This window comes from Leclercia sp. (genome assembly GCF_036780805.1).
Lineage (GTDB): Bacteria > Pseudomonadota > Gammaproteobacteria > Enterobacterales > Enterobacteriaceae > Enterobacter.
In genome coordinates this window covers 1512504-1538572 of sequence record NZ_DAIQCE010000001.1, presented here as the reverse complement: position 1 = coordinate 1538572, position 26069 = coordinate 1512504, and the positions used below count along the sequence as shown (strand labels likewise).

General features: G+C 56.6%; 29 protein-coding genes. 11 read left to right on the top strand and 18 right to left on the bottom strand.

What is annotated here, in order from left to right; genetic code table 11:
- Positions 1-139: 139 nt before the first annotated feature.
- From lolC to cobB, 5 genes are read left to right on the top strand one after another with little or no spacing between them, the layout of a single operon-like run.
- A complete protein-coding gene (gene lolC, locus V7Q49_RS07270) occupies positions 140-1339 on the top strand; it encodes a lipoprotein-releasing ABC transporter permease subunit LolC (protein ID WP_333850067.1) in 1200 nt (399 codons plus the stop codon).
- Complete coding sequence (lolD, locus tag V7Q49_RS07265; RefSeq protein ID WP_333850066.1) at positions 1332-2033, top strand: lipoprotein-releasing ABC transporter ATP-binding protein LolD; 702 nt, start codon at positions 1332-1334, stop codon at positions 2031-2033. The genes lolC and lolD overlap by 8 nt, the downstream gene beginning before the upstream one ends.
- Positions 2033-3277, top strand: coding sequence for a lipoprotein-releasing ABC transporter permease subunit LolE (gene lolE / locus V7Q49_RS07260; RefSeq protein ID WP_333850065.1), 1245 nt, complete (start codon positions 2033-2035; stop codon positions 3275-3277). The genes lolD and lolE overlap by 1 nt, the downstream gene beginning before the upstream one ends.
- A 53-nt stretch (positions 3278-3330) precedes the next feature.
- Positions 3331-4242, top strand: coding sequence for an N-acetylglucosamine kinase (gene nagK, locus V7Q49_RS07255; protein ID WP_333850064.1), 912 nt, complete (start codon positions 3331-3333; stop codon positions 4240-4242).
- Positions 4243-4257: 15 nt separating this feature from the next.
- Positions 4258-5079: a Sir2 family NAD+-dependent deacetylase gene (cobB, locus tag V7Q49_RS07250; protein ID WP_333850063.1), complete on the top strand. Its 822-nt coding sequence runs from the start codon at positions 4258-4260 to the stop codon at positions 5077-5079.
- 89 nt (positions 5080-5168) lie between these two features.
- On the opposite strand, the gene potD is transcribed toward cobB, so the two are convergent.
- From potD to potA, 4 genes are read right to left on the bottom strand one after another with little or no spacing between them, the layout of a single operon-like run.
- On the bottom strand, positions 5169-6203 hold the full coding sequence (gene potD, locus V7Q49_RS07245) for a spermidine/putrescine ABC transporter substrate-binding protein PotD (protein WP_333850062.1): 1035 nt from the start codon (positions 6201-6203) through the stop codon (positions 5169-5171).
- Positions 6200-6991, bottom strand: coding sequence for a spermidine/putrescine ABC transporter permease PotC (gene potC / locus V7Q49_RS07240; protein ID WP_333850061.1), 792 nt, complete (start codon positions 6989-6991; stop codon positions 6200-6202). The genes potD and potC overlap by 4 nt, the downstream gene beginning before the upstream one ends.
- The gene (gene potB / locus V7Q49_RS07235; protein ID WP_333850060.1) at positions 6988-7845 is read right to left on the bottom strand and encodes a spermidine/putrescine ABC transporter permease PotB; all 858 of its coding nucleotides are present in this window, start codon (positions 7843-7845) and stop codon (positions 6988-6990) included. Before potB ends, potC begins: the two co-directional genes overlap by 4 nt.
- Positions 7829-8965 (bottom strand): spermidine/putrescine ABC transporter ATP-binding protein PotA, encoded by a 1137-nt coding sequence (gene potA, locus V7Q49_RS07230; RefSeq protein WP_333850059.1) that lies wholly within the window; start codon positions 8963-8965, stop codon positions 7829-7831. The genes potB and potA overlap by 17 nt, the downstream gene beginning before the upstream one ends.
- Positions 8966-9214: 249 nt before the next feature.
- Here potA and pepT point away from each other — a divergent pair, with 249 nt between their 5' ends.
- On the top strand, positions 9215-10441 hold the full coding sequence (pepT, locus tag V7Q49_RS07225; protein ID WP_333850058.1) for a peptidase T: 1227 nt from the start codon (positions 9215-9217) through the stop codon (positions 10439-10441).
- A gap of 88 nt (positions 10442-10529) precedes the next feature.
- On the top strand, positions 10530-11021 hold the full coding sequence (locus V7Q49_RS07220) for an REP-associated tyrosine transposase (protein WP_333850056.1): 492 nt from the start codon (positions 10530-10532) through the stop codon (positions 11019-11021).
- 133 nt (positions 11022-11154) lie between these two features.
- On the opposite strand, the gene V7Q49_RS07215 is transcribed toward V7Q49_RS07220, so the two are convergent.
- From V7Q49_RS07215 to rluE, 8 genes are all read right to left on the bottom strand, one after another.
- Positions 11155-12276, bottom strand: a complete 1122-nt coding sequence (locus V7Q49_RS07215) for a ribosomal protein uL16 3-hydroxylase (protein ID WP_333850055.1) — start codon at positions 12274-12276, stop codon at positions 11155-11157.
- An 89-nt stretch (positions 12277-12365) separates the two neighbouring features.
- Positions 12366-13829 carry a two-component system sensor histidine kinase PhoQ gene (phoQ, locus tag V7Q49_RS07210; protein ID WP_333850053.1) on the bottom strand — a complete coding sequence of 488 codons (1464 nt, stop codon included), beginning with the start codon at positions 13827-13829 and terminating at the stop codon, positions 12366-12368.
- Entirely contained in the window at positions 13830-14501 is a 672-nt protein-coding gene (gene phoP / locus V7Q49_RS07205) for a two-component system response regulator PhoP (protein ID WP_032617646.1), read from the bottom strand.
- Between the two features lie 125 nt (positions 14502-14626).
- Positions 14627-15997, bottom strand: coding sequence for an adenylosuccinate lyase (gene purB, locus V7Q49_RS07200; protein WP_333850052.1), 1371 nt, complete (start codon positions 15995-15997; stop codon positions 14627-14629).
- Positions 15998-16016: 19 nt separating this feature from the next.
- The gene (gene hflD, locus V7Q49_RS07195) at positions 16017-16646 is read right to left on the bottom strand and encodes a high frequency lysogenization protein HflD (protein ID WP_333850051.1); all 630 of its coding nucleotides are present in this window, start codon (positions 16644-16646) and stop codon (positions 16017-16019) included.
- Between the two features lie 27 nt (positions 16647-16673).
- On the bottom strand, positions 16674-17783 hold the full coding sequence (gene mnmA / locus V7Q49_RS07190) for a tRNA 2-thiouridine(34) synthase MnmA (protein ID WP_333850049.1): 1110 nt from the start codon (positions 17781-17783) through the stop codon (positions 16674-16676).
- 41 nt (positions 17784-17824) lie between these two features.
- Entirely contained in the window at positions 17825-18298 is a 474-nt protein-coding gene (locus V7Q49_RS07185) for an NUDIX hydrolase (protein ID WP_333850048.1), read from the bottom strand.
- Positions 18291-18962 carry a 23S rRNA pseudouridine(2457) synthase RluE gene (gene rluE / locus V7Q49_RS07180; RefSeq protein ID WP_333850047.1) on the bottom strand — a complete coding sequence of 224 codons (672 nt, stop codon included), beginning with the start codon at positions 18960-18962 and terminating at the stop codon, positions 18291-18293. Before rluE ends, V7Q49_RS07185 begins: the two co-directional genes overlap by 8 nt.
- 117 nt (positions 18963-19079) lie before the next feature.
- Here rluE and icd point away from each other — a divergent pair, with 117 nt between their 5' ends.
- Positions 19080-20330 (top strand): NADP-dependent isocitrate dehydrogenase, encoded by a 1251-nt coding sequence (icd, locus tag V7Q49_RS07175; RefSeq protein ID WP_333850046.1) that lies wholly within the window; start codon positions 19080-19082, stop codon positions 20328-20330.
- 610 nt (positions 20331-20940) lie between these two features.
- Here the strand turns inward: icd and yncL are convergent.
- The gene (yncL, locus tag V7Q49_RS07170; RefSeq protein WP_142489122.1) at positions 20941-21033 is read right to left on the bottom strand and encodes a stress response membrane protein YncL; all 93 of its coding nucleotides are present in this window, start codon (positions 21031-21033) and stop codon (positions 20941-20943) included.
- Positions 21034-21396: 363 nt separating this feature from the next.
- On the opposite strand from yncL, the gene V7Q49_RS07165 reads away from it, so the two are divergent.
- Positions 21397-21645, top strand: coding sequence for a GlsB/YeaQ/YmgE family stress response membrane protein (locus V7Q49_RS07165; protein ID WP_333850044.1), 249 nt, complete (start codon positions 21397-21399; stop codon positions 21643-21645).
- 52 nt (positions 21646-21697) lie between these two features.
- Here the strand turns inward: V7Q49_RS07165 and yoaJ are convergent, their stop codons facing one another.
- The 3 genes from yoaJ to V7Q49_RS07155 are packed head-to-tail and all read right to left on the bottom strand — an operon-like array spanning position 21698 to position 22944.
- Positions 21698-21772: a protein YoaJ gene (yoaJ, locus tag V7Q49_RS23530; protein WP_117386203.1), complete on the bottom strand. Its 75-nt coding sequence runs from the start codon at positions 21770-21772 to the stop codon at positions 21698-21700.
- Entirely contained in the window at positions 21773-21871 is a 99-nt protein-coding gene (locus V7Q49_RS07160) for a YoaK family small membrane protein (RefSeq protein ID WP_333850043.1), read from the bottom strand.
- Between the two features lie 44 nt (positions 21872-21915).
- The gene (locus V7Q49_RS07155) at positions 21916-22944 is read right to left on the bottom strand and encodes a sensor domain-containing diguanylate cyclase (protein WP_333850042.1); all 1029 of its coding nucleotides are present in this window, start codon (positions 22942-22944) and stop codon (positions 21916-21918) included.
- Positions 22945-23299: 355 nt separating this feature from the next.
- Here V7Q49_RS07155 and V7Q49_RS07150 point away from each other — a divergent pair, with 355 nt between their 5' ends.
- Positions 23300-23605 carry a hypothetical protein gene (locus V7Q49_RS07150; protein WP_333850041.1) on the top strand — a complete coding sequence of 102 codons (306 nt, stop codon included), beginning with the start codon at positions 23300-23302 and terminating at the stop codon, positions 23603-23605.
- Between the two features lies 1 nt (position 23606).
- Here the strand turns inward: V7Q49_RS07150 and V7Q49_RS07145 are convergent, their stop codons facing one another.
- The gene (locus V7Q49_RS07145) at positions 23607-23951 is read right to left on the bottom strand and encodes a DUF488 domain-containing protein (protein WP_333850040.1); all 345 of its coding nucleotides are present in this window, start codon (positions 23949-23951) and stop codon (positions 23607-23609) included.
- A gap of 148 nt (positions 23952-24099) precedes the next feature.
- Between V7Q49_RS07145 and V7Q49_RS07140 the strand changes: the two genes are divergently transcribed.
- Positions 24100-24810 carry a CTP synthase C-terminal region-related (seleno)protein gene (locus V7Q49_RS07140; RefSeq protein WP_333850039.1) on the top strand — a complete coding sequence of 237 codons (711 nt, stop codon included), beginning with the start codon at positions 24100-24102 and terminating at the stop codon, positions 24808-24810.
- Here V7Q49_RS07140 and V7Q49_RS07135 read toward each other — a convergent pair.
- Positions 24804-26006, bottom strand: coding sequence for a CynX/NimT family MFS transporter (locus tag V7Q49_RS07135; protein ID WP_333850038.1), 1203 nt, complete (start codon positions 26004-26006; stop codon positions 24804-24806). The genes V7Q49_RS07140 and V7Q49_RS07135 overlap by 7 nt on opposite strands.
- Positions 26007-26069: the final 63 nt, after the last annotated feature.

The window sequence follows — 26069 nt, the reverse complement described above, 5'->3', positions numbered from 1 at the left end:
GGGTCAGGCAGCGGTTACCGCGTTGATTTAACCTGTTTTTTCAGATAATTGATTATCAAAGCGTCGGGTATCAGTCATTTACCCTTAGCGGATTCGCTTATATACTCGTGGGTCTGCTACCAGCAAACAGACGGATTTCATGTACCAACCTGTCGCACTATTCATAGGCTTACGTTATATGCGTGGGCGCGCCGCGGACCGTTTCGGTCGCTTTGTCTCCTGGCTTTCAACCATTGGCATTACGCTTGGCGTGATGGCGCTGGTGACGGTGTTATCCGTGATGAACGGCTTTGAGCGCGAGCTGCAAAATAATATTCTGGGGCTGATGCCGCAGGCCATTCTTTCCTCCAGCAGCGGGTCGGTGAATCCGCAGCAGCTGCCAGAAAGCGCCGTTAAGCTGCAGGGCGTGAGCCGCGTGGCGCCTATCACCTCCGGTGACGTGGTGCTGCAGAGCGCACGCAGCGTGGCGGTCGGGGTGATGCTCGGTATCGATCCGGCGCAAAAAGACCCCCTGACGCCCTATCTGGTCAACGTCAAACAGAGCGATCTGGCTGCCGGCCAGTACAACGTCATTCTCGGCGAACAGCTTGCCGGCCAGTTGGGTGTCAACCGCGGCGATCAGCTGCGGGTGATGGTTCCGTCTGCCAGCCAGTTTACTCCGATGGGGCGTTTGCCAAGCCAGCGCCTGTTTAACGTTATCGGCACCTTCGCCGCCAACAGCGAAGTGGACGGCTACCAGATGCTGGTCAATATCCAGGACGCCTCGCGCCTGATGCGCTACCCGCTCGGGAATATCACCGGCTGGCGTCTGTGGCTCAACGAGCCACTGAAGGTCGATGTCCTGAGCCAGCAAACCCTGCCGGAAGGCACCAAATGGCAGGACTGGCGCGAACGTAAGGGCGAGCTGTTCCAGGCCGTGCGCATGGAAAAGAACATGATGGGCCTGCTGCTGAGCCTGATTGTGGCGGTCGCTGCGTTTAACATTATTACGTCGCTTGGCCTGATGGTGATGGAGAAGCAGGGCGAAGTGGCCATTCTGCAAACCCAGGGGCTGACGCCGCGACAGATCATGGCGGTGTTTATGGTTCAGGGAGCCAGCGCCGGGATTGTTGGAGCGCTGCTCGGTGCGGTACTCGGTACGCTACTCGCTAGCCAGCTGAACAATCTGATGCCGATCATCGGTGCATTGCTCGACGGCGCGGCGCTGCCGGTAGCCATTGAGCCGCTGCAGGTGGTGGGTATCGCCCTGGTGGCGATGGTCATTGCCTTACTCTCCACGCTTTATCCTTCATGGCGCGCTGCCGCCACCCAACCCGCTGAGGCTTTACGTTATGAATAAGATCCTGTTGCAATGCGACAACCTGTGCAAACGCTATCAGGAAGGCACGGTGCAGACGGACGTCCTGCACAATGTCAGCTTCAGCGTCGGAGAAGGGGAGATGATGGCGATTGTCGGCACCTCCGGCTCCGGGAAAAGTACCTTACTGCACCTGCTCGGTGGGCTGGACACTCCGACCTCCGGCGACGTGGTGTTCTCCGGCACGCCGCTGAGTTCGATGTCCTCCAGCGCGAAGGCGGACCTGCGTAACCGCTCGCTGGGCTTTATTTACCAGTTCCACCACCTGCTGCCGGACTTTACGGCGCTGGAAAACGTGGCGATGCCGCTGCTGATCGGCAAGAAGAAACCCGCTGAAATTAACGCCCGCGCCAGCGATATGCTGAAAGCGGTGGGCCTCGGCCATCGCGGCAATCATCGCCCGTCAGAACTCTCCGGCGGCGAGCGCCAGCGTGTGGCGATTGCCCGTGCGCTGGTCAATAACCCGCGCCTGGTGCTGGCGGATGAACCGACCGGCAACCTCGACGCCCGCAATGCCGACAGCATCTTCCAGCTGCTCGGGGAGCTGAACGCCTCTCAGGGCACCGCGTTTTTAGTGGTGACTCACGACCTGCAGCTGGCAAAACGCATGTCACGCCAGCTGGAGATGCGTGATGGTCACCTGAATACCGAGCTGACGCTGATGGGAGCGGATTGATGGCTTCACCGTTATCGTTACTCATCGGCCTGCGTTTTAGCCGGGGTCGTCGTCGTGGCGGCATGGTGTCGCTGATCTCTGTTATCTCCACCATCGGCATTGCGCTGGGGGTGGCGGTGCTGATTGTCGGTCTTAGCGCCATGAACGGCTTTGAACGTGAGCTGAATAACCGCATTCTGGCGGTGGTGCCGCACGGCGAAATTGAACCGGTTAACCAGCCGTGGAATAACTGGAACGAGGCGCTGAACAAGGTGGAAAAGGTGCCGGGTATTGCCGCCGCCGCGCCGTACATTAATTTTACCGGGTTGGTGGAGAGCGGGGCGAATCTGCGCGCCATCCAGGTCAAAGGGGTCAACCCGCGCCAGGAAGAGAGACTCAGCGCGCTGCCGCAGTTTATCCAGAAGGCGGCCTGGGCCAACTTTAAAGCCGGCGATCAGCAGATCATTATCGGTAAAGGTGTGGCCGATGCGCTGAAAGTGAAGCAGGGCGACTGGGTGTCAATCATGATCCCGAACGCCAGCGCCGATCATAAGTTACAGCAGCCGAAGCGCGTGCGTCTGCACGTGACCGGTATCCTGCAGCTCAGCGGCCAGTTGGATCACAGCTTTGCTATGGTGCCAATCGAAGATGCGCGCCAGTATCTCGATATGGGCAGCAGCGTCACCGGGATCGCCATCAAGGTCAACGACGTCTTTAATGCCAACAAGCTGGTGCGCGATGCCGGGGAAGTGACTAACAGCTATGTCTACATCAAGAGCTGGATCGGCACTTACGGCTATATGTATCGTGATATCCAGATGATCCGCGCCATCATGTACCTGGCGATGGTGCTGGTGATCGGCGTGGCCTGTTTCAATATCGTCTCCACCCTGGTGATGGCGGTAAAAGACAAGAGCGGCGACATTGCGGTGCTGCGCACCCTCGGGGCAAAAGACGGTCTTATTCGTGCCATTTTCGTCTGGTATGGTCTGCTGGCGGGGCTGTTTGGCAGCCTGTGCGGCGTGGTGATCGGCGTGGTGGTTTCGCTGCAGCTTACGCCGATTATCAACGGTATTGAGAAACTTATCGGCCATCAGTTCCTGTCGGGCGATATCTATTTTATTGACTTCCTGCCGTCTGAACTGCACTGGCTGGATGTTTTTTATGTGCTGGTTACAGCACTTTTACTGAGTCTGCTGGCAAGCTGGTATCCGGCGCGTCGCGCAAGCCGAATTGATCCGGCGAGGGTATTAAGTGGCCAGTAATTACGTCATGGTGTAGCGGTCGAAAGCCGCTATATCAAAGAGAGGAATGCACTATGTATTATGGATTTGATATTGGCGGCACCAAAATTGCGCTGGGCGTATTTGATACCAACCTGAAATTACAGTGGGAAACCCGGGTTCCCACCCCGCGCGAAAGCTACGATGAATTCTTAACCGCCATTGCCGCGCTGGTGGCCCAGGCCGATGAACGCTTTGGCGTGAAGGGTTCGGTGGGCATTGGTATTCCGGGGATGCCGGAAACCGACGACGGCACGCTGTATGCCGCCAACGTCCCTGCCGCCAGCGGGAAGCCGCTGCGCGCCGACCTGACCAGACTCCTCGAGCGCGACGTGCGCCTCGACAACGACGCCAACTGTTTTGCCCTCTCCGAAGCCTGGGATGACGAGTTCCAGCAGTATCCGCTGGTGATGGGGTTGATCCTCGGCACCGGCGTCGGCGGCGGTATCGTTGTTGACGGTAAACCGGTCACCGGACGCAGCTATATCACCGGCGAGTTCGGCCATATTCGCCTGCCGGTGGATGCGCTTGAAGTGGTCGGGCGCGATTTCCCGCTGATCCGCTGCGGCTGCGGCCAGCACGGCTGCATCGAGAATTACCTCTCAGGCGGCGGATTTGCGTGGCTTTATGAACACTTCTATCATCAAAAACGACAGGCGCCAGAAATCATCACGCTGTGGGAGCAGGGTGATGAACAGGCCATTGAGCACGTGGAGCGCTATCTCGATCTGCTTGCCGTGTGTCTGGGCAACATCCTGACCATTGTCGATCCTGACCTGCTGGTGATCGGCGGAGGATTATCGAACTTTACGGCCATCGCCGAGCGGTTATCCGGTCGGTTGCCGCGTCATCTGTTGCCGGTCGCCCGCGTGCCGCGCATTGAGCGCGCCCGACATGGCGATGCCGGCGGGATGCGCGGTGCCGCGTTCCTCCATCTCACCCGTTAGCCATACGAGGTTACTATGCTGTCGCGTCGGTCGCATCGACTCAGCCGTTTTCGCAAAAACAAACGCCGCTTGCGTGAACGCTTACGCCAGCGAATTTTCTTCCAGGATGGGGCATTGCCAGAATTGATGGAAAAGCCGAGAGTGTTAGTCCTGACCGGGGCGGGGATCTCCGCCGAGTCGGGCATTCGAACCTTCCGCGCCACCGACGGGTTGTGGGAAGAACATCGCGTGGAAGATGTGGCGACGCCGGAAGGCTTCGCCCGTAATCCGCAGCTGGTGCAGGAGTTTTACAACGCCCGCCGTCGCCAGCTGCAGTCGCCGGAGATCGCCCCTAACGCGGCGCATCTGGCGCTGGCGAAGCTGGAAGAGGCGCTGGGGGATCGTTTTCTGCTGGTGACGCAGAACATCGATAACCTGCACGAGCGCGCAGGCAACCAGAACGTGATCCACATGCACGGCGAACTGCTGAAGGTGCGCTGTTCCGGCAGCGGCCAGGTGTTTAACTGGACCGGCGATGTCACCCTTGATGACAAATGCCACTGCTGCCAGTTCCCGTCTCCGCTGCGCCCGCACGTGGTCTGGTTCGGCGAAATGCCGCTGGGGATGGACGAGATCTACAGCGCCCTGGCGATGGCCGATGTGTTTATCGCCATTGGCACCTCCGGGCACGTCTATCCGGCTGCGGGATTCGTCCACGAGGCGAAGCTGCACGGGGCGCACACGGTGGAGCTGAATCTGGAGCCAAGCCAGGTGGGCAGCGAGTTTGAAGAGAAAACCTACGGACTGGCGAGCGAAGTGGTGCCGGAGTTTGTGGATAAATTATTGAAGGGATTGTAGTTTTTGTAGGCCGGGCAAACGCAGTGCCGCCCGGCGTTTTTTGCCCGGTGGCGCTGCGCTTACCGGGCCTGGATGTGCGCGGTGCTAAATTAACGACCCGCTTTTAACTTCTGGTAATACTCTTCATACAGACGGCTCGCATCACCCACATCATTCTGCCACTCGCCTTTGCTGACGGTCTCCGCATCAGGATAAAGTGACTTGTCGTTTGCAACGCTCGGGCTCAGCAGCTTGCGGGCGGCCAGGTTTGGCGTCGGGTAGCCGATAGTTTCTGCTACCTGTTTTGCCACATCCGGGCGCAGCAGGAAGTTAATCAGCTTCAGCGCCCCGTCCACGTTTTTGGCGTTGGCCGGAATAGAGAGGCTGTCCATCCAGAAGATCCCGCCCTCCTGAGGCCACACTACTTCCAGCGGCGTACCGGCCTGACGCGCCACGTACGCCGAACCGTTCCACACCATCCCCACGTTGACTTCCCCTTCCATATACGGGTTAGCCGGGTTATCGGAGTTGAAGGCCGCAACGTTTGGCATCAGTTTTTGCAGCTCGTGATAGGCCGCCTCAATCTCTTTTGGATCGGTGGTGTTACCGGAATAGCCCAGCTTACGCAGCGCCACCTGGAACACTTCCCGCGCGTCGTCGGTCAGCAGCAGCCCGCCTTTGTATTCCGGTTTCCACAGGTCGGCCCAGCGGGTCACCGTTTTAGGATCCATGGCCTCGCTGTTGATCCCAATCGCCGTTGCGCCCCAGATGTACGGAATGGAGTAGTCGTTATTCGGGTCAAACGGCTTGTTGAGCATCTCCGGGTCGAGGTTTGAAAAATTGCTCAGCTTCGATTTATCGATCTTCTGGATCATGCCCTCTTTGCGCATCTTGTCGACGAAATAGGTCGACGGGACCACCAGATCGTAGGCGCCCTCTTTATAGGTCTTGAGCTTGGCATACATGGTTTCATTCGACTCGTAGGTGGAATAGATAACCTTGATGCCGGTCTCTTTGGTGAACTGCTCCAGCAGGCCAGGCGGCACATACTCGGTCCAGTTATAGAAGTAGAGGGTCTTACTGTCGTCCGCGTGTGCCGCGCCCATTCCGAGCACCAGCGCCGCGGCGGCAAGCATTTTTTTCATTTCACTGTCCCCTGAGATTTTGTTTTATCACGAGCAACAAGCTGGCTGGCGATCACCAGAACCAGCGATAACATCAACAGAATGGTCGCCAGCGCGTTCACCTCCGGTGACACGCCGACTTTCACCATTGAATAGATCTTCAACGGCAGAATTTCATAGCCCGGCCCGGTGACAAACGACGACACCACCACGTCATCCATCGACAGGGTAAAGCTGAGCAGCCATCCTGCGGCCACCGCGGGCATGGCCAGCGGCAGGATAATTTTGCGCAGGATGGTCATTTCGCTGGCACCCAGATCTTTCGCCGCTTCCAGCATCCGCACATCAAAGCCCTTCAGACGGGAGTAGACCGTCACCACCACAAACGGCAGACAGAAGGTGATGTGCGAGAAGAGCAGCGACCAGAAGCCCAGTTGCGCACCCAGCAGCATAAACAGCACCAGCAGCGAAATGGCCATCACGATGTCCGGGGACATCATCACCACAAACAGCATCCCGCTGACGAAAGGCTTGCCGCGAAACCGGTAGCGGTAGAGCGCCACTGCGGTCAGAGAGCCGATCAGGGTGGCGAAGGTAGCCGAGAAGATGGCCATCGTCAGCGAGTGCTGTGCCGCCTGCAGCAGGCTGTCGTTATTCATCAGCAGGCTGTACCACTGGGTGGTAAACCCCTGCCAGCTGATGCCGAAGCGCGAGCTGTTAAACGAGTTAACGATCAGAATAATGATCGGAATGTAGAGATAGGCATAGATAGCGGTCATAAAACCGCCGCGGAGCAGTCGACCGATCATCCGAGTTCACCCTTATTGTTAAGCAAGCGCGAGGCACGCCAATAGACCAGCAGCATCAGGCCCATCACCAGCGTCAGGGTGATGCTGGTGGCCGAGCCGAAGGGCCAGTCGCGAATGTTCAGGAACTGGCTCTTAATAACGTTGCCGATCAGCAGATTTTTTGCGCCGCCCATCAGGTCGGAGACATAGAACAGCCCCATCGCCGGCAGCATCACCAGCAGACAGCCGGCGATGATCCCCGGCATGGTCAGCGGAATGATGATGCGGATAAAGGTTTGAAATTTGCTGGCACCTAAATCTCTGGCTGCTTCCAGCAAAGGCTTATCCAGCTTCTCGATGCTGGAGTAGAGCGGCATCACCATAAACGGCAGCAGGATGTAGACCAGCCCGACGATCACCGCGCCGGGGGTAAACATGATGCGGATCGGCGTGTCGATCACCCCCAGCCACAGCAGAAACGCATTCAGATAGCCCTTGGTGCTGAGAAAGATCTTCAGGCCATAAATGCGGATCAGGGAGTTGGTCCAGAAGGGGACAATCAGCAGGAACAGCAGCAGCGGGCGCACCTTCGACGGCAGCTTCGCCAGAAACCAAGCGAAGGGATAGCCGAGGACCAGGCAGGCCAGGGTGGCGATTAGCGCCATATTGAGGGAATGGAGCAGCACCTGGAAATAGAGCGGGTCGAGCAGGCGCGCGTAGTTGTCCAGCGTAAAGACCAGCGACACAAAATGGGCATCGTCGCGGGTCAAAAAGCTGGTGGCAATGATCATCAGGTTGGGTAAAAAGACAAACAACACAAGCCAACCGACGATAGTGGCGATCACCACATTCTGGAACTTACTTGTGTTCTTCATCAGCCAGCACAACCTCCCAGCTTTCTACCCAGTTGATAACCATTTTCTGATTGAGCGAGTGGTCAAAATCAGGATCGTCCTCGTTAAAGAACTCGCTGACGATCACCATTTTGCCGTTTTCCAGTTCGACCACCGACTCGAGCGTCATCCCTTTGTAGTTGCGCTCGCGGATATAGCCGATCAATCCTTCCGCTTCGCTCTCGTCATGGATCTCATCGACGCGCAAATCTTCCGGGCGCAGCAGGACGTTGAGCTGTTGCCCTGGCGCTACGGCGAAGTCGACGAAGATATTGCAGGCGCGGCCTTCGACATTTGCCAGCACCCGCTGATCGTCGAGGCGTTCAATAACCGTAGCACTGAAGATATTGATTTCGCCAATAAAGCTGGCGACAAACAGATTTTTCGGCTCTTCGTAGATCTCGCGTGGGGTGCCGTCCTGCTCGATTTTGCCGTCGCGCATCACCACGATGCGGTCGGACATGGTAAGCGCCTCTTCCTGATCGTGAGTGACAAAGACAAAGGTGATCCCGAGCTTACGCTGCAGGGCCTTTAATTCGTTCTGCATCTGCTTGCGCAGCTTGTAATCCAGTGCGGACAGGGACTCATCCAGCAGCAGCAGGCGCGGCTTATTGACCACCGCGCGGGCGATGGCGACGCGTTGCTGTTGCCCACCCGAGAGCTGGTGCGGCTTACGTTGAGCGAACGTCTCCAGCTGCACCATGCGCAGGGCATCGGTGACGCGGGGCGTAATCTCACTGGCAGGGGTTTTTTGCATCCGCAGGCCGAAGGCGACGTTTTCGAAAACCGTCATGTGCGGGAAGAGGGCGTAGCTTTGAAAGACGGTATTGACGTGACGGTGCTCAGCAGGAACCTGAGTAATATCCTGATCTTCAAGATGAATATGACCGTGATCGACGTTTTCCAGCCCGGCGATAAGGCGAAGCACTGTCGTTTTACCGCAGCCCGACGGGCCAAGCAGCGTAAGAAATTCGCCGTTGTTGATGGTCAAATCGAGGTCGGAAATGACGGTTTTTCCGTCAAAGCTCTTACGAATTCCGGCCAGTTGCACCAACGGTGACAGTGAAGCTGGTTGTGTATTCAATTTTTGATTCAGTCCCATATCGACGCTGCAGAGACTTATCGCAGCGGGGTTTGTGGTTAGCCACCTTGGTGATACGTAATGAGGGCGGACATTCTACGGGAATACGCTGAAATCGCCAATCCTTGTTACCCATTGATAAGCTACATTTATTAGCAAAAGCTGCGATAAAACGGAAATATTCTCGTTTACGGGATAAAAGTGACCTGACGCAATATTTGGGTTTTGCTGCTTACTGATAATGTTGTCACAAAAAGTGAGGGTGACTGCATGGATAAATTACTTGAGCGTTTTCTACAGTACGTATCGCTGGATACCCAATCTAAACCGGGTGTCCGCCAGGTGCCGAGCACCGAAGGACAATGGAAACTGTTACAGCTGTTAAAGACGCAACTGGAAGAGTTGGGTCTGGTCAACGTCACGTTAAGTGAAAAAGGGACGGTGATGGGGACGCTCCCCGCCACGGTGAGCGGCGATATTCCGGCCATTGGTTTTATTTCCCATGTTGATACCTCACCGGATTTTAGCGGTAAAAACGTGAATCCGCAGATTGTTGAGAACTATCGCGGCGGCGACATTGCGCTGGGGGTTGGCGACGAAGTGCTCTCTCCGGTGATGTTCCCGGTGCTACACCAGCTGCTTGGGCAGACGCTGATCACCACTGACGGCAAAACGCTGCTCGGTGCTGATGATAAAGCCGGGGTGGCCGAGATCATGACCGCGCTGGCGGTGCTGAAGCACAACAAGGTGCCGCACGGTGATATTCGCGTCGCCTTTACTCCGGATGAAGAGGTGGGCAAAGGGGCGAAGCACTTCGACGTTGCGGCGTTCGATGCCCGCTGGGCCTACACCGTGGACGGCGGCGGCGTGGGCGAGCTGGAGTTCGAGAACTTCAATGCGGCGTCGGTCAACATCCGCATTGTCGGCAACAATGTCCACCCGGGCACGGCGAAAGGGGTGATGGTAAACGCGCTGTCGCTGGCGGCCCGCATCCATGCCGAAGTCCCGGCAGAGGAGAGCCCGGAGCAAACCGACGGCTATGAGGGCTTCTACCACCTCACCAGCATCAAAGGGACGGTGGATCGCGCGGACATGCACTACATCATCCGGGATTTTAACCGCGACGGGTTTGAAGCGCGGAAACGCAGAATGATGGATATCGCCAAAAAGGTGGGCAAAGGGCTGCACCCGGATTGCTACATTGAGCTGATCATTGAGGACAGCTATTACAATATGCATGAAAAGGTGATCGAGCATCCGTACATTCTTGAGGTCGCGCAGCAGGCGATGCGCGACTGCGGGGTTGAACCACAGCTCAAACCGATCCGCGGCGGCACCGACGGTGCGCAGCTCTCCTTTATGGGATTGCCGTGCCCAAATCTGTTTACCGGTGGCTACAACTACCACGGCAAGCATGAGTTCGTGACCCTGGAAGGCATGGAGAAAGCGGTGCAGGTGATCGTGCGGATTGCCGAGTTAACCGCGAAGCAGAAGTAGGGCATTGCCCGATTTACCGGGCCCATTCGTAGGCCGGGTAAGGCGCAGCCGCCACCCGGCATTTCCACAAATGAGGAAGGAACCTCATATGTCAAACTACCGTCGTTACTATGTACCGGGTGGAACCTGGTTTTTCACCACTAACCTGCAGAACCGGCGCAGCGATCTGCTGACGCGCCATATCGCTACGCTTCGCATGGCGACCCAATGTGTTAAACGCGCAAAACCCTTTTTGATTAACGCCTGGGTGATCCTACCCGAACATATGCACTGCATCTGGACGTTGCCCGAAAACGACACCGACTATTCCGGCCGCTGGCGGGACATCAAAAAGACCTTCACCCGAGCCTTGGGAATGTCGGATATCTGGCAGCCGCGGTTCTGGGAACATACCATCCGGGATGAAAACGACCTGCGCAGGCACAGGGATTACATCTGTATCAATCCGCTGAAACATGGCTATGTGGCGCGGGTTAAAGACTGGCCCTATTCGACCTTTCATCGTGACGTGCGGGATGGGTTATATCCGGAGGATTGGGCGGGGGAGGTGGAGGATTTTAATGCCGGGGAGCGGCGGTAAGAAATGCCGGGTGGCGGCTACGCCTTACCCGGCCTACGGTAGGGTGTTGCAGTTGTAGGCCCGGTAAGCGAAGCGCCACCGGTGATTTTGTAGGCCGGGCAAACGCAGTGACGCCCGGCAACGTACACACGACTCAGTCCTCGAAGAACCAGTACCCGCTGTTAACCAGCGCCGCCAGCATGGCGAGGAACGACGGATCTTCCAGCGCATCGCCGAACTTGTCGGCCGTCAGCACCGTATGGCTGGCCAGTACTTCTACTGCCGGACGGTGCGGGGAGTCCAGCTGCTCGCCATTGACGTATACCTCTTCGCCAATGCGTAACACGCGCAATCCACCCAGACGCACCAGCTTGTCGCCCTGCTGCAGCGCATCGTAAATTTCATCCGGCTGATAGGGCGGTTCCGGCAGGGAGACGTCCAGCTCGTGACGGGACTGGCTGATGAACTCGCCGAACCACTGGTTGAAATGCTGCGGCTGATTAATCAGATCCAGCATCATTCCGCGCAGTTTATCCAGCTCTTCGGGCAGGATATCGGCCGGGTGCTCACGGGCCGGCACGTCCGGATCGCTGAAGCGATGGCTACCCAGCTCGCGCTGCAGAACGTAATCGGCAAATCCGCTGATCATCTCGCGGCCGCTTGGCGCACGGAAGCCCACCGAATAGTTCATAGAGTTCTCGAGGGAGTAGCCCTCGTGCGGGAAGCCCGGCGGAATATAGAGAATATCGCCCGGCTCCAGCTCTTCGTCGATGATACCGACAAAAGGATCCACCTGTAACAGGTCGGGATGCGGGCAGTGCTGCTTCATCGGCACCTTCTCGCCCACGCGCCAACGGCGGCGGCCGGTACCCTGAATGATAAACACGTCGTACTGATCCAGGTGCGGGCCAACGCCGCCGCCAGGCACGGAGAAGGAGATCATCAGATCGTCCATCCGCCAGTCGGGCAGGGCGCGGAACGGCTGCATCAGGGCTGCGGCGGGCTGGTGCCAGTGATTGACCGCCTGCACCAGTAGGGACCAGTTGTTCTCCCCCAGATGATCGAAGCTTTCAAACGGGCCGTGGCTGACCTGCCATTTCCCCTCGTTATGGCTGACGAGACGGCTGTCGACTTCGCTCTCCATGGCCAGGCCAGCCAGCTCATCGGGAGAGATCGGATCGACGAAATTGGTGATGCCGCGTTTCAGAACCACCGGGCGTTTTTGCCAGTAACGTTCGATAAAGTCGGGCCAGTTAAGGGCTAATTGATAATCCATATTTATATTCCGCAGGCTTTTACTGAGTCGGATTATAACGGAAGCTCAGCGGCCTGCGTGTGAGAATCACGCTTTTTTCACCCGAAGGCTTAACTCTCGTCGCTTGTAAGGTGCTGGCGGGCAAAAATCGCCTCCATACGCGCCCCGCCGAGCAGACTGTCGCCGGTGTCGATCCGACCGTCGTACTGCTCAACAATGTCGCGCGCCACCGACAGGCCCACCCCCTGGCCGGGGCGTAAGGTGTCGGCGCGCTGCCCGCGATCGAAGACCTGGTCGCGTTTGCCCTGCGGGATCCCCGGGCCGTCGTCCTCAACGATAATGTGCAGCTCATTTTCACCCTGGCGGGCCGAGACTTCGACGAACTCCAGGCAGTATTTGCAGGCGTTATCGAGCAGATTGCCCATCACTTCCATAAAGTCGTTTTTTTCGCCCACGAAGCTGATTTCAGGCGAGATATCGAGAGTGATGTTCACCCCCTTGCGCTGATAGACCTTATTCAGGGCCGAGGTCAGGCTGTCCAGCAGCGGAGCGACAGGGTGCAGCTCCCGGCTCAGCAGGGTGCTGCCGGTTCGCATGCTGGCGCGGTGCAGGTAGTAACCGATCTGCTGGGAGATACGGCTGATCTGCTCCAGCATCACCGGTTCCGCCTCATCGGCGCTCAGCTTGGCGCTGCGTAAGGAACGCATCGTGCTTTGCATCACCGCCAGCGGCGTCTTCAGGCTGTGGGTCAGATCGGTCAGGGTGGTGCGGTACTTGTCGTAACGTTCGCGCTCGCTTTTCAGCAGCCGGTTCAGGTTGCGCACCAGGCTGGTGAGTTCGCGCGTGGTGTTGGGGTTGAGTTTTTCCCGGTGATGCTCTTCCAGCTCGCGCACCTCTTTCGCCAGCGACTCGATGGGCCGCAGGCTCCACCAGGCGGCCAGCCACAGCAGGGGAATTACCAGCAGCAGGTTGGCGGCCAGCACATACACGAACCAGTTCCACACCGTATAAGAGCGTTTCAGCTCCACCGGAATGGTGTCGATGACCACAATCGTCAGCTGCGGCATTTGCATGGTGGCGGGGTAGATATTGACCGCCACCGAGTGGGTCAGCTCGCTGTCGTCGTCGTCCTCGCGGATCTCGGCCAGCTCTTTCTGCATGTGGCGATCGTTACCCACCAGCGCGCTGGTGGCATCCACATCTGCCTCCAGCTCGTGAAAGCCGTTGGATTTTAACCACTCCGGGCGGATGCTTTTAATCAGCCAGGGCACATCGCGCTGGGTCCACAGCAGCTTGCCTTTTTCATCGTAAATCAGCGACATGGTCGGACTCTGGCGATCCAGATGCTCCGGCATATCGATGGTGATTTTATTGTTTTCCCAATTCGCGAGGGTATAGAACAGGTTGCTCTCCCCGCGCAGCAGGCGGAAGGTGGTTTTGTCGAAGCTGACGCTGTAGCCCACCAGCGCCACCATGCCATAGGCCAGTGAGAGCACCAGCACCACCACCGCCGTAGCCAGCAGGAAACGAAACCGCAGCGACAGCGGCAGAAAGTGGCGAAAGAGGTTTTTCATTTAGCGTAATTCGAACAGGTAGCCCTGACCGCGTACGGTGGTAATAACATCCTCCGGGTACTGCGCCTGAATTTTCTTGCGCAGGCGCCCCATCAGGACATCAATCGTGTGGCTTTCGCGCAGCTCGGCGTCGGGATAGAGCTGGAGCATCAGGGAATCTTTGCTCACCACTTTGCCGCTGTTGCGGATCAGCGTCTCCATGATGGTGTATTCAAAGGCGGTGAGCTTGATCACCTCGTCATGAATGGCGAGCTCGCGGCGGGAGAGATCCACCTGGAAAGGCGGAATGGAGATCACCTGCGAGGCCAGACCGCTGTTGCGGCGCATCAGCGCCTGCATGCGGGCAGCCACTTCTTCAATATGAAAAGGTTTGGTGACGTAGTCGTCTGCTCCGGCGCTCAGCACTTCAACCTTATCCTGCCAGCCTTCACGGGCGGTTAACACCAGAACCGGCAAGGAGACATCGTGGCTGCGCCAGCGGCGGATCAGCGACAGGCCATCTTCATCAGGCAGACCCAGGTCGACGATGGCGATATCGGGCAGATGTTCATTGAGATAGTAGTCGGCTTCTTTTGCATCTTCGGCATCGTCCACCTGATGCCCCATTTCCTGAAGCTGAACCTTCAGGTGATGACGTAGCAACGCATTATCCTCAACAACCAGTACGCGCATCATCGCTTCTCCCTAATATGAATGGTCTGAATAGTTTAACGCTGATTATGTTGCGGCGGGGATAAACATTTCGTAAACCGGAGGGGAGGGAACCCTCTTTCCGGGCGGAAAGAGGGTAAAAAGCGTTATTTCAGCTCATCAACCATCGCAATGGCGCGGCCGATGTAGTTGGCCGGGGTCATCGCTTTCAGGCGGGTTTTCTCGTCTTCTGGCAGTTCCAGACCGTCGATAAACTGTTTCATGCCTTCGGCGTCAACGCGCTTGCCGCGGGTCAGCTCTTTCAGTTTTTCGTACGGCTTTTCGATGCCATAGCGGCGCATCACGGTCTGGATCGGCTCCGCCAGCACTTCCCAGTTGTGATCCAGCTCGTCGAGCAGACGTTCACGGTTCACTTCCAGCTTGCTCACGCCCTTCAGGGTAGACTGATACGCAATCAGCGCATAGCCAATGCCCACGCCGAGGTTACGCAGCACGGTGGAGTCGGTCAGGTCGCGCTGCCAGCGGGATACCGGCAGTTTGCTGGCCATATGTTGCAGCAGCGCGTTCGCCAGGCCCAGGTTACCTTCGGAGTTTTCGAAATCGATCGGGTTCACCTTGTGCGGCATGGTGGACGAGCCGATTTCACCGGCGATGGTCTTCTGCTTGAAGTGGTTCAGGGCGATGTAGCCCCACACGTCACGGTCGAAGTCGATCAGGATGGTGTTGAAGCGCGCGATGCAGTCAAACAGCTCGGCGATATAGTCGTGCGGCTCGATCTGGGTGGTGTACGGGTTCCACTGGATGCCCAGCGACGTCACGAACTCTTCGCTGAACTGGTGCCAGTCCACTTCCGGGTAGGCGGCGATGTGGGCGTTATAGTTACCGACGGCGCCGTTGATTTTGCCGAGGATCTCCACCTGCTCCAGCTGGCGGTACTGACGCTCCATACGGTAGGCGACGTTAGCCATCTCTTTACCGATGGTGGACGGGGTGGCTGGCTGACCGTGGGTACGGGAGAGCAGCGGGATATCGCGATACTCCACCGCCAGGGCTTTCACCGCGTCGATGATTTTACGCCAGTACGGCAGCACTACTTCCTCACGCGCGGTAGAGAGCATCAGGGCGTGGGAGAGGTTGTTGATATCTTCTGAGGTGCAGGCGAAGTGAATAAATTCAGATACCGCGTGCAGCGCCGGGACGCTGGCCACTTTTTCTTTCAGGAAATACTCAACCGCTTTCACGTCGTGGTTGGTGGTGCGCTCAATAGTTTTAATGCGCGCGGCGTCTTCTTCGTTGAACTGCGCGACGATTGCATCAAGGTAATCGTTTGCCTGGCTGTCAAAAGCAGGAACTTCCGCGATCGCTGCCTGCGCGGCCAGCTTTTGCAGCCAGCGTACTTCAACCTGGACACGGAATTTCAGCAGACCATATTCGCTGAAGATCCCGCGCAGCGCGCTGACTTTATCGCCGTAGCGTCCATCGACAGGGGAAACGGCGGTCAGTGAGGATAATTCCATAGTTCGCAACTCCGGGAGGTTAACAATGAGCAAGAATTTGTTTTGCCTGAGTCGTCAGGCGATTACGATAAAACATTAACTGCAGGCGGCCACCGCCTACCTGATTCCACAGCACTGCGGCACGGATACCGGCCAGCAGCGAGGCGCGCACTTTGGCCTGAACCTGCGGGCTTTGCAGGACGGCAGGGGATCCGGTGACCTGGATCCGTGGCCCCAGTGGACTGATCACATCCACATAGATGCCGGCCATGGCGCTAAGTAAGGTGTCTGACTGCAAATCGAAATGATCGAGCTGACGCTGAAGACCTGAAATGCGATCGCCCAGAGTGCCCATGGCCCCTTTGGCGGCGTTCAGTTTGCGCTCCAGCACCATCATGCTCAGGGTATAGCGCGTCAGTTCCGCGTTCAGCCCCTGACGGCTGCTGGCATTTAACACACCGAGTAAGGTTTCCAGACCGAGGCGAAGATTCGCTTCGCTACCACCAAAGACGCCGAGGGTTGAACTGGGGTTCAGATCCACGACGCTGTTGAGCGAAACGTGCAGCGCGTCAGCATCACAATGACCCTGATGCGCCAGCTGTTGCACCAGACGGGCAGACTGGCAAATTCCCGCCAGCGCCAGGGTGATGTCATAAAAGTTCTTCGCCACACTGGCTCCTTTCTGTGTGTAATCGCATTAAACCGCAGTCAGCGGCAGGCGTTGTTCGATAATGCCGCCGCCGAGGCAGATCTCACCGCTATAAAAGACAGCTGACTGGCCCGGGGTGACGGCAGAAACCGGCTCGTCAAAACGCACTTCAATACGTTCGTCGTCCAGCGCGGTAATGGTGCAAGGTATATCGGTCTGACGATAGCGGGTTTTTACCGTGCAGCGCAGCGTGCCTTTCAGCGGCTCGCGGGCAACCCAGTGCAGCTGCTGGGCAATCAGGCCGACGGACATCAGACGCGGGTGGTCATGGCCCTGGGCCACAATCAGAATGTTGTTCTCAACGTCTTTATCGACCACGTACCACGGATCTTCGCTACCCTCTTTGGTACCGCCGATACCCAGCCCTTTACGCTGGCCTAAGGTGTGGTACATCAGCCCCTGATGCTCGCCAATCACGTCGCCGTCAACGGTGACGATTTTGCCCGGTTGGGCAGGCAGATAGCGGCCAAGGAATTCACGGAATTTGCGCTCACCAATAAAGCAGATGCCGGTAGAGTCTTTTTTCTTCGCGGTGATCAGATCCAGCTCTTCAGCGATTTTACGCACTTCCGGTTTTTCCAGCTCGCCCACCGGGAACAGGCTCTGGGCAATCTGTTCGTGGCCGAGGGTATAGAGGAAGTAGCTCTGATCTTTGTTGCCGTCGAGGCCGCGCAGCAGCTGGCTTTTGCCGTCGACATCGGCGCGACGCACGTAGTGGCCGGTGGCGATGTAGTCAGCACCCAGATCTTCTGCGGCGAATTCGAGGAAGGCTTTGAATTTGATCTCTTTGTTGCACAGAATATCCGGGTTCGGCGTGCGGCCGGCTTTGTATTCAGCCAGGAAATGCTCGAACACGTTATCCCAGTACTCTGCAGCAAAGTTGACGGTATGCAGTTCAATGCCGAGCTTATCGCAAACCGCCTGCGCATCAGCCAGATCCGCAGCAGCGGTACAGTATTCCTCGCCATCGTCCTCTTCCCAGTTCTTCATGAACAGGCCTTCAACCTTATAGCCCTGTTGCAGCAACAGCCAGGCAGAGACGGAAGAATCGACGCCGCCGGACATGCCGACGATCACTTTTTTTTGGCTTTCAGACATTGGAATACTCACGACATTGAACTTCAAGGCGGCGTATTCTATCACGCGCCCCCGGCATTGACACCCTCTGTAAACGGCCAGTTAAATTCGCCGATCGTCTCCAGCGGCAGGCGATGGCCGCTGAGGTAGCTGCGAATGCTCTCCGCAACCAGCGGCGAGCGCAGATTGGTCGCGGTCAGAATGGTGTCGGCATCCACCCACAGGCAGCGGTCGATGTCGCTGTCGTGCGGCTCAGTGGCGCACGTTTCGCTAAGCTCAATGGCAAACAGAAAACGCAAAAACGGCGTTTTGTCCGGGGCGATCCACTGATGTAAACGGATGAAGTGTTGCGGCTCGGCATGGATACCGGTCTCTTCCCACAGCTCGCGCCTCGCCGCCTGAACCAGCGTCTCGTCGGCTTCAAGATGGCCTGCGGGCTGATTCCACAACGCTTTCCCGTTGATGGTCTCTTCCACCACTAAAAACTTGCCCTGAGCGTGGACAACGGTGGCGACCGTGACGTGCGGTTTAAACATGATGTTCTCCCTGGTCGGTAACGTCCCGCCACTCACCGTTGGCGAGAGAATCCAGCGTGTAACTGCCCATCGCGTAGCGAATCAGACGTAATGTCGGATACCCGACATGGGCCGTCATGCGACGCACCTGGCGGTTACGGCCTTCATAAAGCGTGACTTTGATCCACGATACGGGAATCGATTTGCGCTCGCGGATCGGCGGATTGCGCGGCCAGAGCCATTCAGGCTCGCTGACCAGCTCAATGCCTGCGGGCAGGGTGGGGCCGTCGTTCAGCGTGACGCCGTGACGCAATGCCGCCAGCGCCTCGTCGTCCGGGACGCCCTCAACCTGCACGTAGTAGATTTTGCCGGTGCGTTTCCCCGGCTGCGTGAGCCTGGCCTGTAGCTCGCCGTCGTTGGTGAGCACCATCAGCCCTTCGCTGTCGCGATCGAGTCGGCCTGCGGCATAGACCCCCTGAACGGGGATGTAATCTTTCAACGTGCTGCGCCCGGCTTCGTCGGTAAACTGCGGCAGGACATCGTAAGGTTTATTGAACAAAATAACGCGAGTTGGCGCATGTTGCTTACGTGAGCTGGTCGCTTGTCGTTTGCTGAATCGTTCAACCCGGTGATTTCTAAAAGAAGTTTTCTGCATGGTATTTTCAGACGTTATCAATTGCCGCATTATAGCCTAATAACGAATGCCTTTCATGGCGCCAGACATTCAGGTACTATCGATGGGCTCATTACAAATTATTAACATAAGATCAGTAACAACCAGAAGCGCTCGAAGGAGAGGTTAATGGAAAGCAAAGTAGTTGTTCCGGCGGAAGGTAAAAAGATCACCCTGCAAGACGGTAAGCTGAACGTCCCACACAATCCGATTATCCCGTTCATCGAAGGTGACGGTATCGGTGTTGACGTAACCCCAGCGATGCTGAAAGTGGTGGATGCCGCTGTTGAGAAAGCCTATAAAGGCGAGCGTAAAATTTCCTGGATGGAAATTTACACCGGTGAAAAATCTACCCACGTTTATGGCCAGGACGTCTGGCTGCCAGCTGAGACGCTGGACCTGATCCGTGACTACCGCGTTGCCATTAAAGGCCCGCTGACTACCCCAGTCGGTGGCGGTATTCGCTCCCTGAACGTTGCTCTGCGTCAGGAACTCGACCTGTACGTGTGCCTGCGCCCGGTACGTTACTACCAGGGTACCCCAAGCCCGGTTAAACACCCTGAGCTGACCGACATGGTTATCTTCCGTGAGAACTCCGAAGATATCTACGCGGGTATCGAATGGAAAGCCGACTCTGCCGACGCTCAGAAAGTGATCAAGTTCCTGCGTGAAGAGATGGGCGTGAAGAAAATTCGCTTCCCTGAACATTGCGGCATCGGCATCAAGCCGTGCTCCGAAGAAGGCACCAAGCGTCTGGTGCGTGCAGCGATTGAGTACGCGATCACCAACGACCGTGACTCTGTGACCATCGTTCACAAAGGCAACATCATGAAGTTCACTGAAGGTTCCTTCAAAGACTGGGGCTACCAGCTGGCGACGGAAGAGTTCGGTGGTGAGCTGATCGACGGTGGCCCGTGGCAGAAGATCAAGAACCCGAACACCGGCAAAGAGATCATCATTAAAGATGTGATCGCCGATGCGTTCCTGCAGCAGATCCTGCTGCGTCCGGCCGAGTACGACGTTATCGCCTGTATGAACCTGAACGGTGACTACATCTCCGACGCCCTGGCGGCGCAGGTTGGCGGCATCGGTATCGCACCAGGCGCGAACATCGGTGACGAGTGCGCCCTGTTCGAAGCGACCCACGGTACTGCACCTAAGTACGCTGGCCAGGATAAAGTGAACCCAGGTTCTATCATCCTGTCCGCAGAAATGATGCTGCGTCACATGGAATGGTTCGAAGCCGCAGACCTGATCGTTAAAGGTATGGAAGGCGCGATTAACGCCAAAACCGTAACTTACGATTTCGAACGTCTGATGGAAGGCGCTAAGCTGCTGAAATGTTCAGAGTTTGGTGACGCGATCATCGCGAACATGTAATCCGGTTTCAGGGTTATATGAAAACGGGAGCCGATGGGCTCCCGTTTTTTATTATGAATTTTCGAACGGTTATCAAAACACGTTATCAAAACCCCACCCAAAAATCCCGGATCGCGATTGTCGTCCAGTCCTTCCCACGCTCATCATGATAGTCGTCGGGCTGCTGCTGGGATCTATGCCCAGGAAGCTCTTTCGTTTTCACACCCTGCGCTTTATATCCGCTCGTGAACAGGCGAACGAAAAGAACAGATCATCTGTTTGAGGAAATTAACGGGAGAAAGATGACAAATGCAAAATACGTTCTAAAATTCTCCAGAAACACACCTGAGAACATGGAGTTTCTTATGACAATTGCGTTGTTGACAGCCTTATCCGCGCTCCTGATTGTGTCGGGGCTTATCTACGTTTTGAGGCAGTTAATGAATGTCTGGTGTGAACCGGAACGTCATTAGGCAGGAAATGGTATTCCTTTTACCTTCGTCAATCCTGTGCAAGATTTGCGGCGTGCCGCATGTAGACTCGTCCTGCGTTGAGTGAAGCGATGCGCAGGATTTTTGATCGAAGGGATTAATTAGAAAGAAGAACCCGGCGAGTGCCGGGCCTGCCCACATTAAAACCAGTTAAATTTGTCAGAAAGAATCAGTAACAACGAACTGGCACAAACAAGATTAATACAGACCACGAATCGACTGGAAACGTTCATGTTATCAACACCATTCTGGCTATGAATGAATTGTGCCAGTAAGCGTAATAGCAAATAGCGGAACGATCAAATCCCGCAGACAGAACAAAAAAAAGCCCACGAAACGTGGGCAAGAAATACTGGAAGCAATGTGAGCAATGTCGTACTGAATACCTGAGTGATTTGCTCAACTATTCAGTGTTGAGAAAGATAATATTTCTCATTAGCGATTGCAACCCCAATTTTTGTGCGGAAGATCGGTTTGTCGCTTTTTTCTTAAATTTCTCACGTGATGGCAATCACAAACTTGCAATTCTGAATCCTGTGCTAAGCTTTGTGTGTATTTGATTTGACGACAAAAACCATACAGAGAGGAAAGCAGCTATGGGAATCATATCCTGGATTATCTTTGGGCTTATCGCGGGTATTCTGGCTAAGTGGATCATGCCGGGCAAAGATGGCGGTGGATTCTTCGTTACGGTCATTCTGGGTATCATCGGCGCCGTCGTCGGCGGCTGGATCAGTACCCTTTTCGGTTTCGGCAGAGTCGATGGCTTCAACTTCGGCAGCTTTGCTGTAGCGGTGATTGGTGCCCTGGTGGTGCTGTTTATCTACCGTAAAGTCAGAAGCTAAACCGACGCTTCAGACAAAAAGACCGCCCAGCGTGGCGGTCTTTTTGCATTGGTCACCACCAGCCCAGCTGGCTACCGGCAACGGCCGCAATGGCGACAATCAGCATAATAATGGTCGTTTTTCTCATTTATCCCCCGGGCGCAGCGTAGCCGCCGACAAAAAACCACGTTAAAAAGATGACCGCTGTGATAAAAATCACGATCGGAAACACAATACCAAGCCGCATGCTACCACCTGTCCTGAATGCAAAAACCCGTTGAGTGTACGGGGTTAATCGATATTGAGAAAGGGCGTTTTGACTTTGCCTTTCTTCTCACTGTACATGGCGGCATCGGCTGCCCGTAATGCACTGTCGGCATCAATTTTGGCGGGATCCACCTCAATGACTCCCAGGCTGGCACCCGGATAGACAAGATGCACATCACCCAGCCAGTATTCACCGGCTATCTGTGCGCTCAGCTGTGTTTTTACGAGGGTTAATGGCGTTTGCTCGCCGCTCTCCCGATCCTGACAGAGGCAGGCGACCAGAAATTCGTCCCCGCCGAGCCTGCCAACAATTTCCTCGTCGCCGCGTCCGCCGTTGAGGCGTTTGCCCACCTCGACCAGAAATTGATCGCCCGCCTCGTGACCGAAGCGATCGTTAATCAGCTTGAAATCATCCAGATCGATGTAGGCGATAATGGCGTTGCGGTTCAGATGGCGCGCCAGCGAAAAGAGGATAGTAAGGTTCTCGAAGATGGCGCGACGGTTCGGCAGGCCGGTCAGGGCATCGGTATAGGAGTAAGCAATCAGGGCGGCGTTGGCTTCGCGCAGCTGCCTGACCAGCGACTCTTTCTCAATGTACTGGCCGATAAGCCCGGCGAAGAGCTTTAAAACGTGCTCGCCGCGTTCGCTCAGCTGCTGTTTACGGGTGCTGGTGGCGCAGAGGGTGCCGTACAGTGAACCATCTGTCAGATGAATAGGTATGCTCATGTAGGTGGTGATGCCCAGTGCTTTGGCTGCATCGCAATCTGCCCAGCGTTGAGGCACGTTATCACTGTAAAAGCAGTCGGAATCGATCGCGCGTTTACACAGTGTCTCGCCCCAGGGAACGCTGAGGCCTTCCGGGATCTGCATCTGTTTGCTGTTTCGGGCGTACAGAATGTGCTGCAGGCGGGCATTAATATCGACTTTAGTGAGATAAGTCGACTCCATGTCGGTCACCACTTCAAGCATTTCGAGCAGCTGACGCACCAGGCTCTCTAACGATTGCTCAGTGCTGAGCGTTTCTGAAACACGGGCAAGAATAATATCCGACATGACGCTGCTCAACTCCCTTACAGAAGACCTCTGTATTTGACTGTTTTGCTGAAAGATTCGACGACGGGTAGTAGAACATGAATTCACAACATTTCATATATTCTGGAGGCGAGCAGCGAGTTCTGGCGGGTAAAAAAATCCCCGGCACGGGCCGGGGAAAAATACATCTTGATTACGGAATGATGTTCTCTGGTCAATGTGAGAACAGGGCTACTCTAGCAATGAAACATGTCGCCATAATGAAGAAATCATGGAGAAACGATACCACTTTCCCCCTGGTGACAGGCTCTGCTGGCTGATATACACTCTGCACTAAGATTATTCCTATGCATTCAGCAGCCAATTACGAGGAAGTATGTTCCAGTTAAATCCGGGCAGCCTGGCGATGGTTATCGGTGCCCGCACGCCAGCAGGCCGTCGCAATATCGGCAAATCCGTTGAGTTATTCAGCCTCTGTCAGCCGGGGCAGCGTTTCCTGAACCCGGTCAACGGGGTGATGACAGAGCTGCCGCCAGGGGCTGAGCGCGCCCTGTGGCTGGTGACTGGCGATGTGTTTTCGATTGATAGCCAGCACGGCTTTGCGTTTGTGCGCCCGGAACATCTGATGCCGCTCACGCCTGAACAGGCACCGGAAACCCTCGACGCCCTGATGCTGGATTGAGTCACAGCTGACGCAGCCAGTCGGCTAACACCAGAGCGTGATTCTGCTTCCGGTCTTTCGCACCATACAGCAGGGTCACGGTCTGTTTGTCCGCCAGGCGGGCAATCCGCAGTCCTTCATCCTGATGCTGCTCCAGCTCCTGACGATAGGCGTCGCTAAAGCTGGCGAAGTCGATCGTCTCGCTGTGAAACGCTTTGCGCAGGTCATTGGACGGGGTGAGCGTTTTACACCACTCATCGCAGGCTAACGCCTCCTTTTTCATCCCCCGCGGCCAGAGCCGGTCCACCAGGATCCGGTAGCCATCCCCTTCACTGACCTCGTCATATAGTCGCTTGCATTGAATCATCTCTTTGCTCCTTTTCTCTGCCACGACAAATCGCTGCAACGCTACCACATTCCGCCCACGTATTTTAAGGTGTTGTGATATCAACGAAAGATCGGTAGTCTGACGCGCCTTATGTTATCTGATATTTGTCTGGCATAAGGATCACTCTATGGAACTCTCTGCGGTAAAAAATACCCTCCGAATTGCGCTGGTCGGCGACTACAATCCTGACGTTCTGGCCCACCAGGCGATCCCTCTGGCCATCGATGATGCCGCCGCGGTGCTGGACATCACGGCCGACTATGACTGGCTGGCCACTACCGAATTAACCAGCCCGGAAGACCTGGTCGGCTACGATGCTATCTGGCTGGTTCCGGCAAGTCCTTATAAAAATGCGCAAGCCGCGTTTATTGCCGCACGCTATGCCCGTGAAAACAGCGTGCCGTTCCTGGGCACCTGCGGCGGCTTCCAGCATGCGCTCATTGAATATGCCCGTAACGTCCTGGGCTGGCAGGATGCGGCCCACGCCGAGACGGATACCGAAGGTCGGATGGTGATTGCTCCGCTGACCTGCTCGCTGGTCGAGGTCAGCGACGCGATTGAACTGCGCGCCAATACCCTGATTGCCAGAGCCTATGGTCAGGAAGAGATCGAAGAGGGTTATCACTGCAATTACGGCGTCTCGCCTGAGTTCGCGCAGGCGCTGGAGAAGGGCGATATGCGCGTCACCGGCTGGGACGCGCAGGGTGAAATCCGTGCCGTAGAGCTGGTGACGCACCCGTTCTTTATCGCCACGCTGTTCCAGCACGAGCGTGCCGCTCTGGCAGGTCGTCCGGCCCCGCTGGTGCGGGCTCTGCTTCGCGCAGCGCAGAATTACTGAGTATTGACTCTTCCTGGCGTGATTTCCCGGTCACGCCCGGCCAGCATCCCGCAAACGGCCATCACCACCGATACCAGCGCGCAGGCCAGCAGCGGGATGCGCCAGTCGCCGTTGGCGTCATGGATTTTACCCATCAGCGGTGGTCCACAGGCGGCCAGCAGATAGCCCACCGACTGCGCCATCCCGGAAAGGGCCGCGGCCTGATGGGCTGAACTGGCGCGCAGGCCAATAAAGGTCAGGCCGAGGATCATCGTGGCCCCGGATCCGAAGCCAAAAATCAGCGTCCACATCACCGCCAGGTCCGGCATGAACCACAGCCCTGCGGTGCTCACCGCACACATTATCGCTGCCAGAGCGGCCACCCCACGTTGATCCTTCAGCCGAAGCAGGATTAGCGGCACAACAATACCCGGCGCGGCGGTTGCCAGCTGTAAGAGCCCGTGCAGGGATCCGGCTTCGGTTTCGCTATAGCCATGGCTCTGCAGGATCGCCGGAAGCCAGCCGATAATCACATAATAAATCAGCGAGTTAATGCCCAGAAACAGCGTTACCTGCCAGGCTAACGCCGATCGCCAGATACCCCGGCTATGCAACGCCCGCGCGCCGCTGAGCGATCCGGCTGGGCGCTGGCGCCACTGCGGCAGCCACAGGAGCAAGGCCAGGAGAGGGAACACCATCAGCATCAACAGCGCCCCGTGCCAGCCAGCGCCGCTGAGGGCGACGGGCACCACCAGCGCCGAGCCCAGTGCCGCCGCCGCGCCCATCGTCAGGGAATAAGCGCCGGTCAGTTTCGCCACCTGGCCGGGGAAATCGCGCTTAATCAACCCTGGCAGCAGCACGTTACCGAGCGCAATGCCGCAGCCAATCACCGCAGTACCGCCAAACAGCAGCATTGCTGAAGGCAGGGAGCGCAGGGCAATCCCGCCGATAATCAGCAGCAGGGCGATAAACAGGCTGCGCTCCATGCCGATGCGGCGGGCGAGGCCCGCCGCCAGGGGTGAGACCAGCGCAAAGGCCAGCAGCGGGAGCGTGGTGAGCAGCCCGGTCTGGGCGGTGGTCAGGCCATAATCGGCGCGAATAGTATCCAGCAGCGGCGCGGCACCGGTAAAGGTCACCCGCAGCGAGGTGGCAATCATCAGGATCCCGGTAATCAGCAGTGCCCGCTGTTTGCCGGGAGTCGAAAGGGCTATGGTCATTATTATCTCTTACCTCGAAATGAGGCTACAGGATACGCATTTCCAGGCCGGTTGAAATCAAGC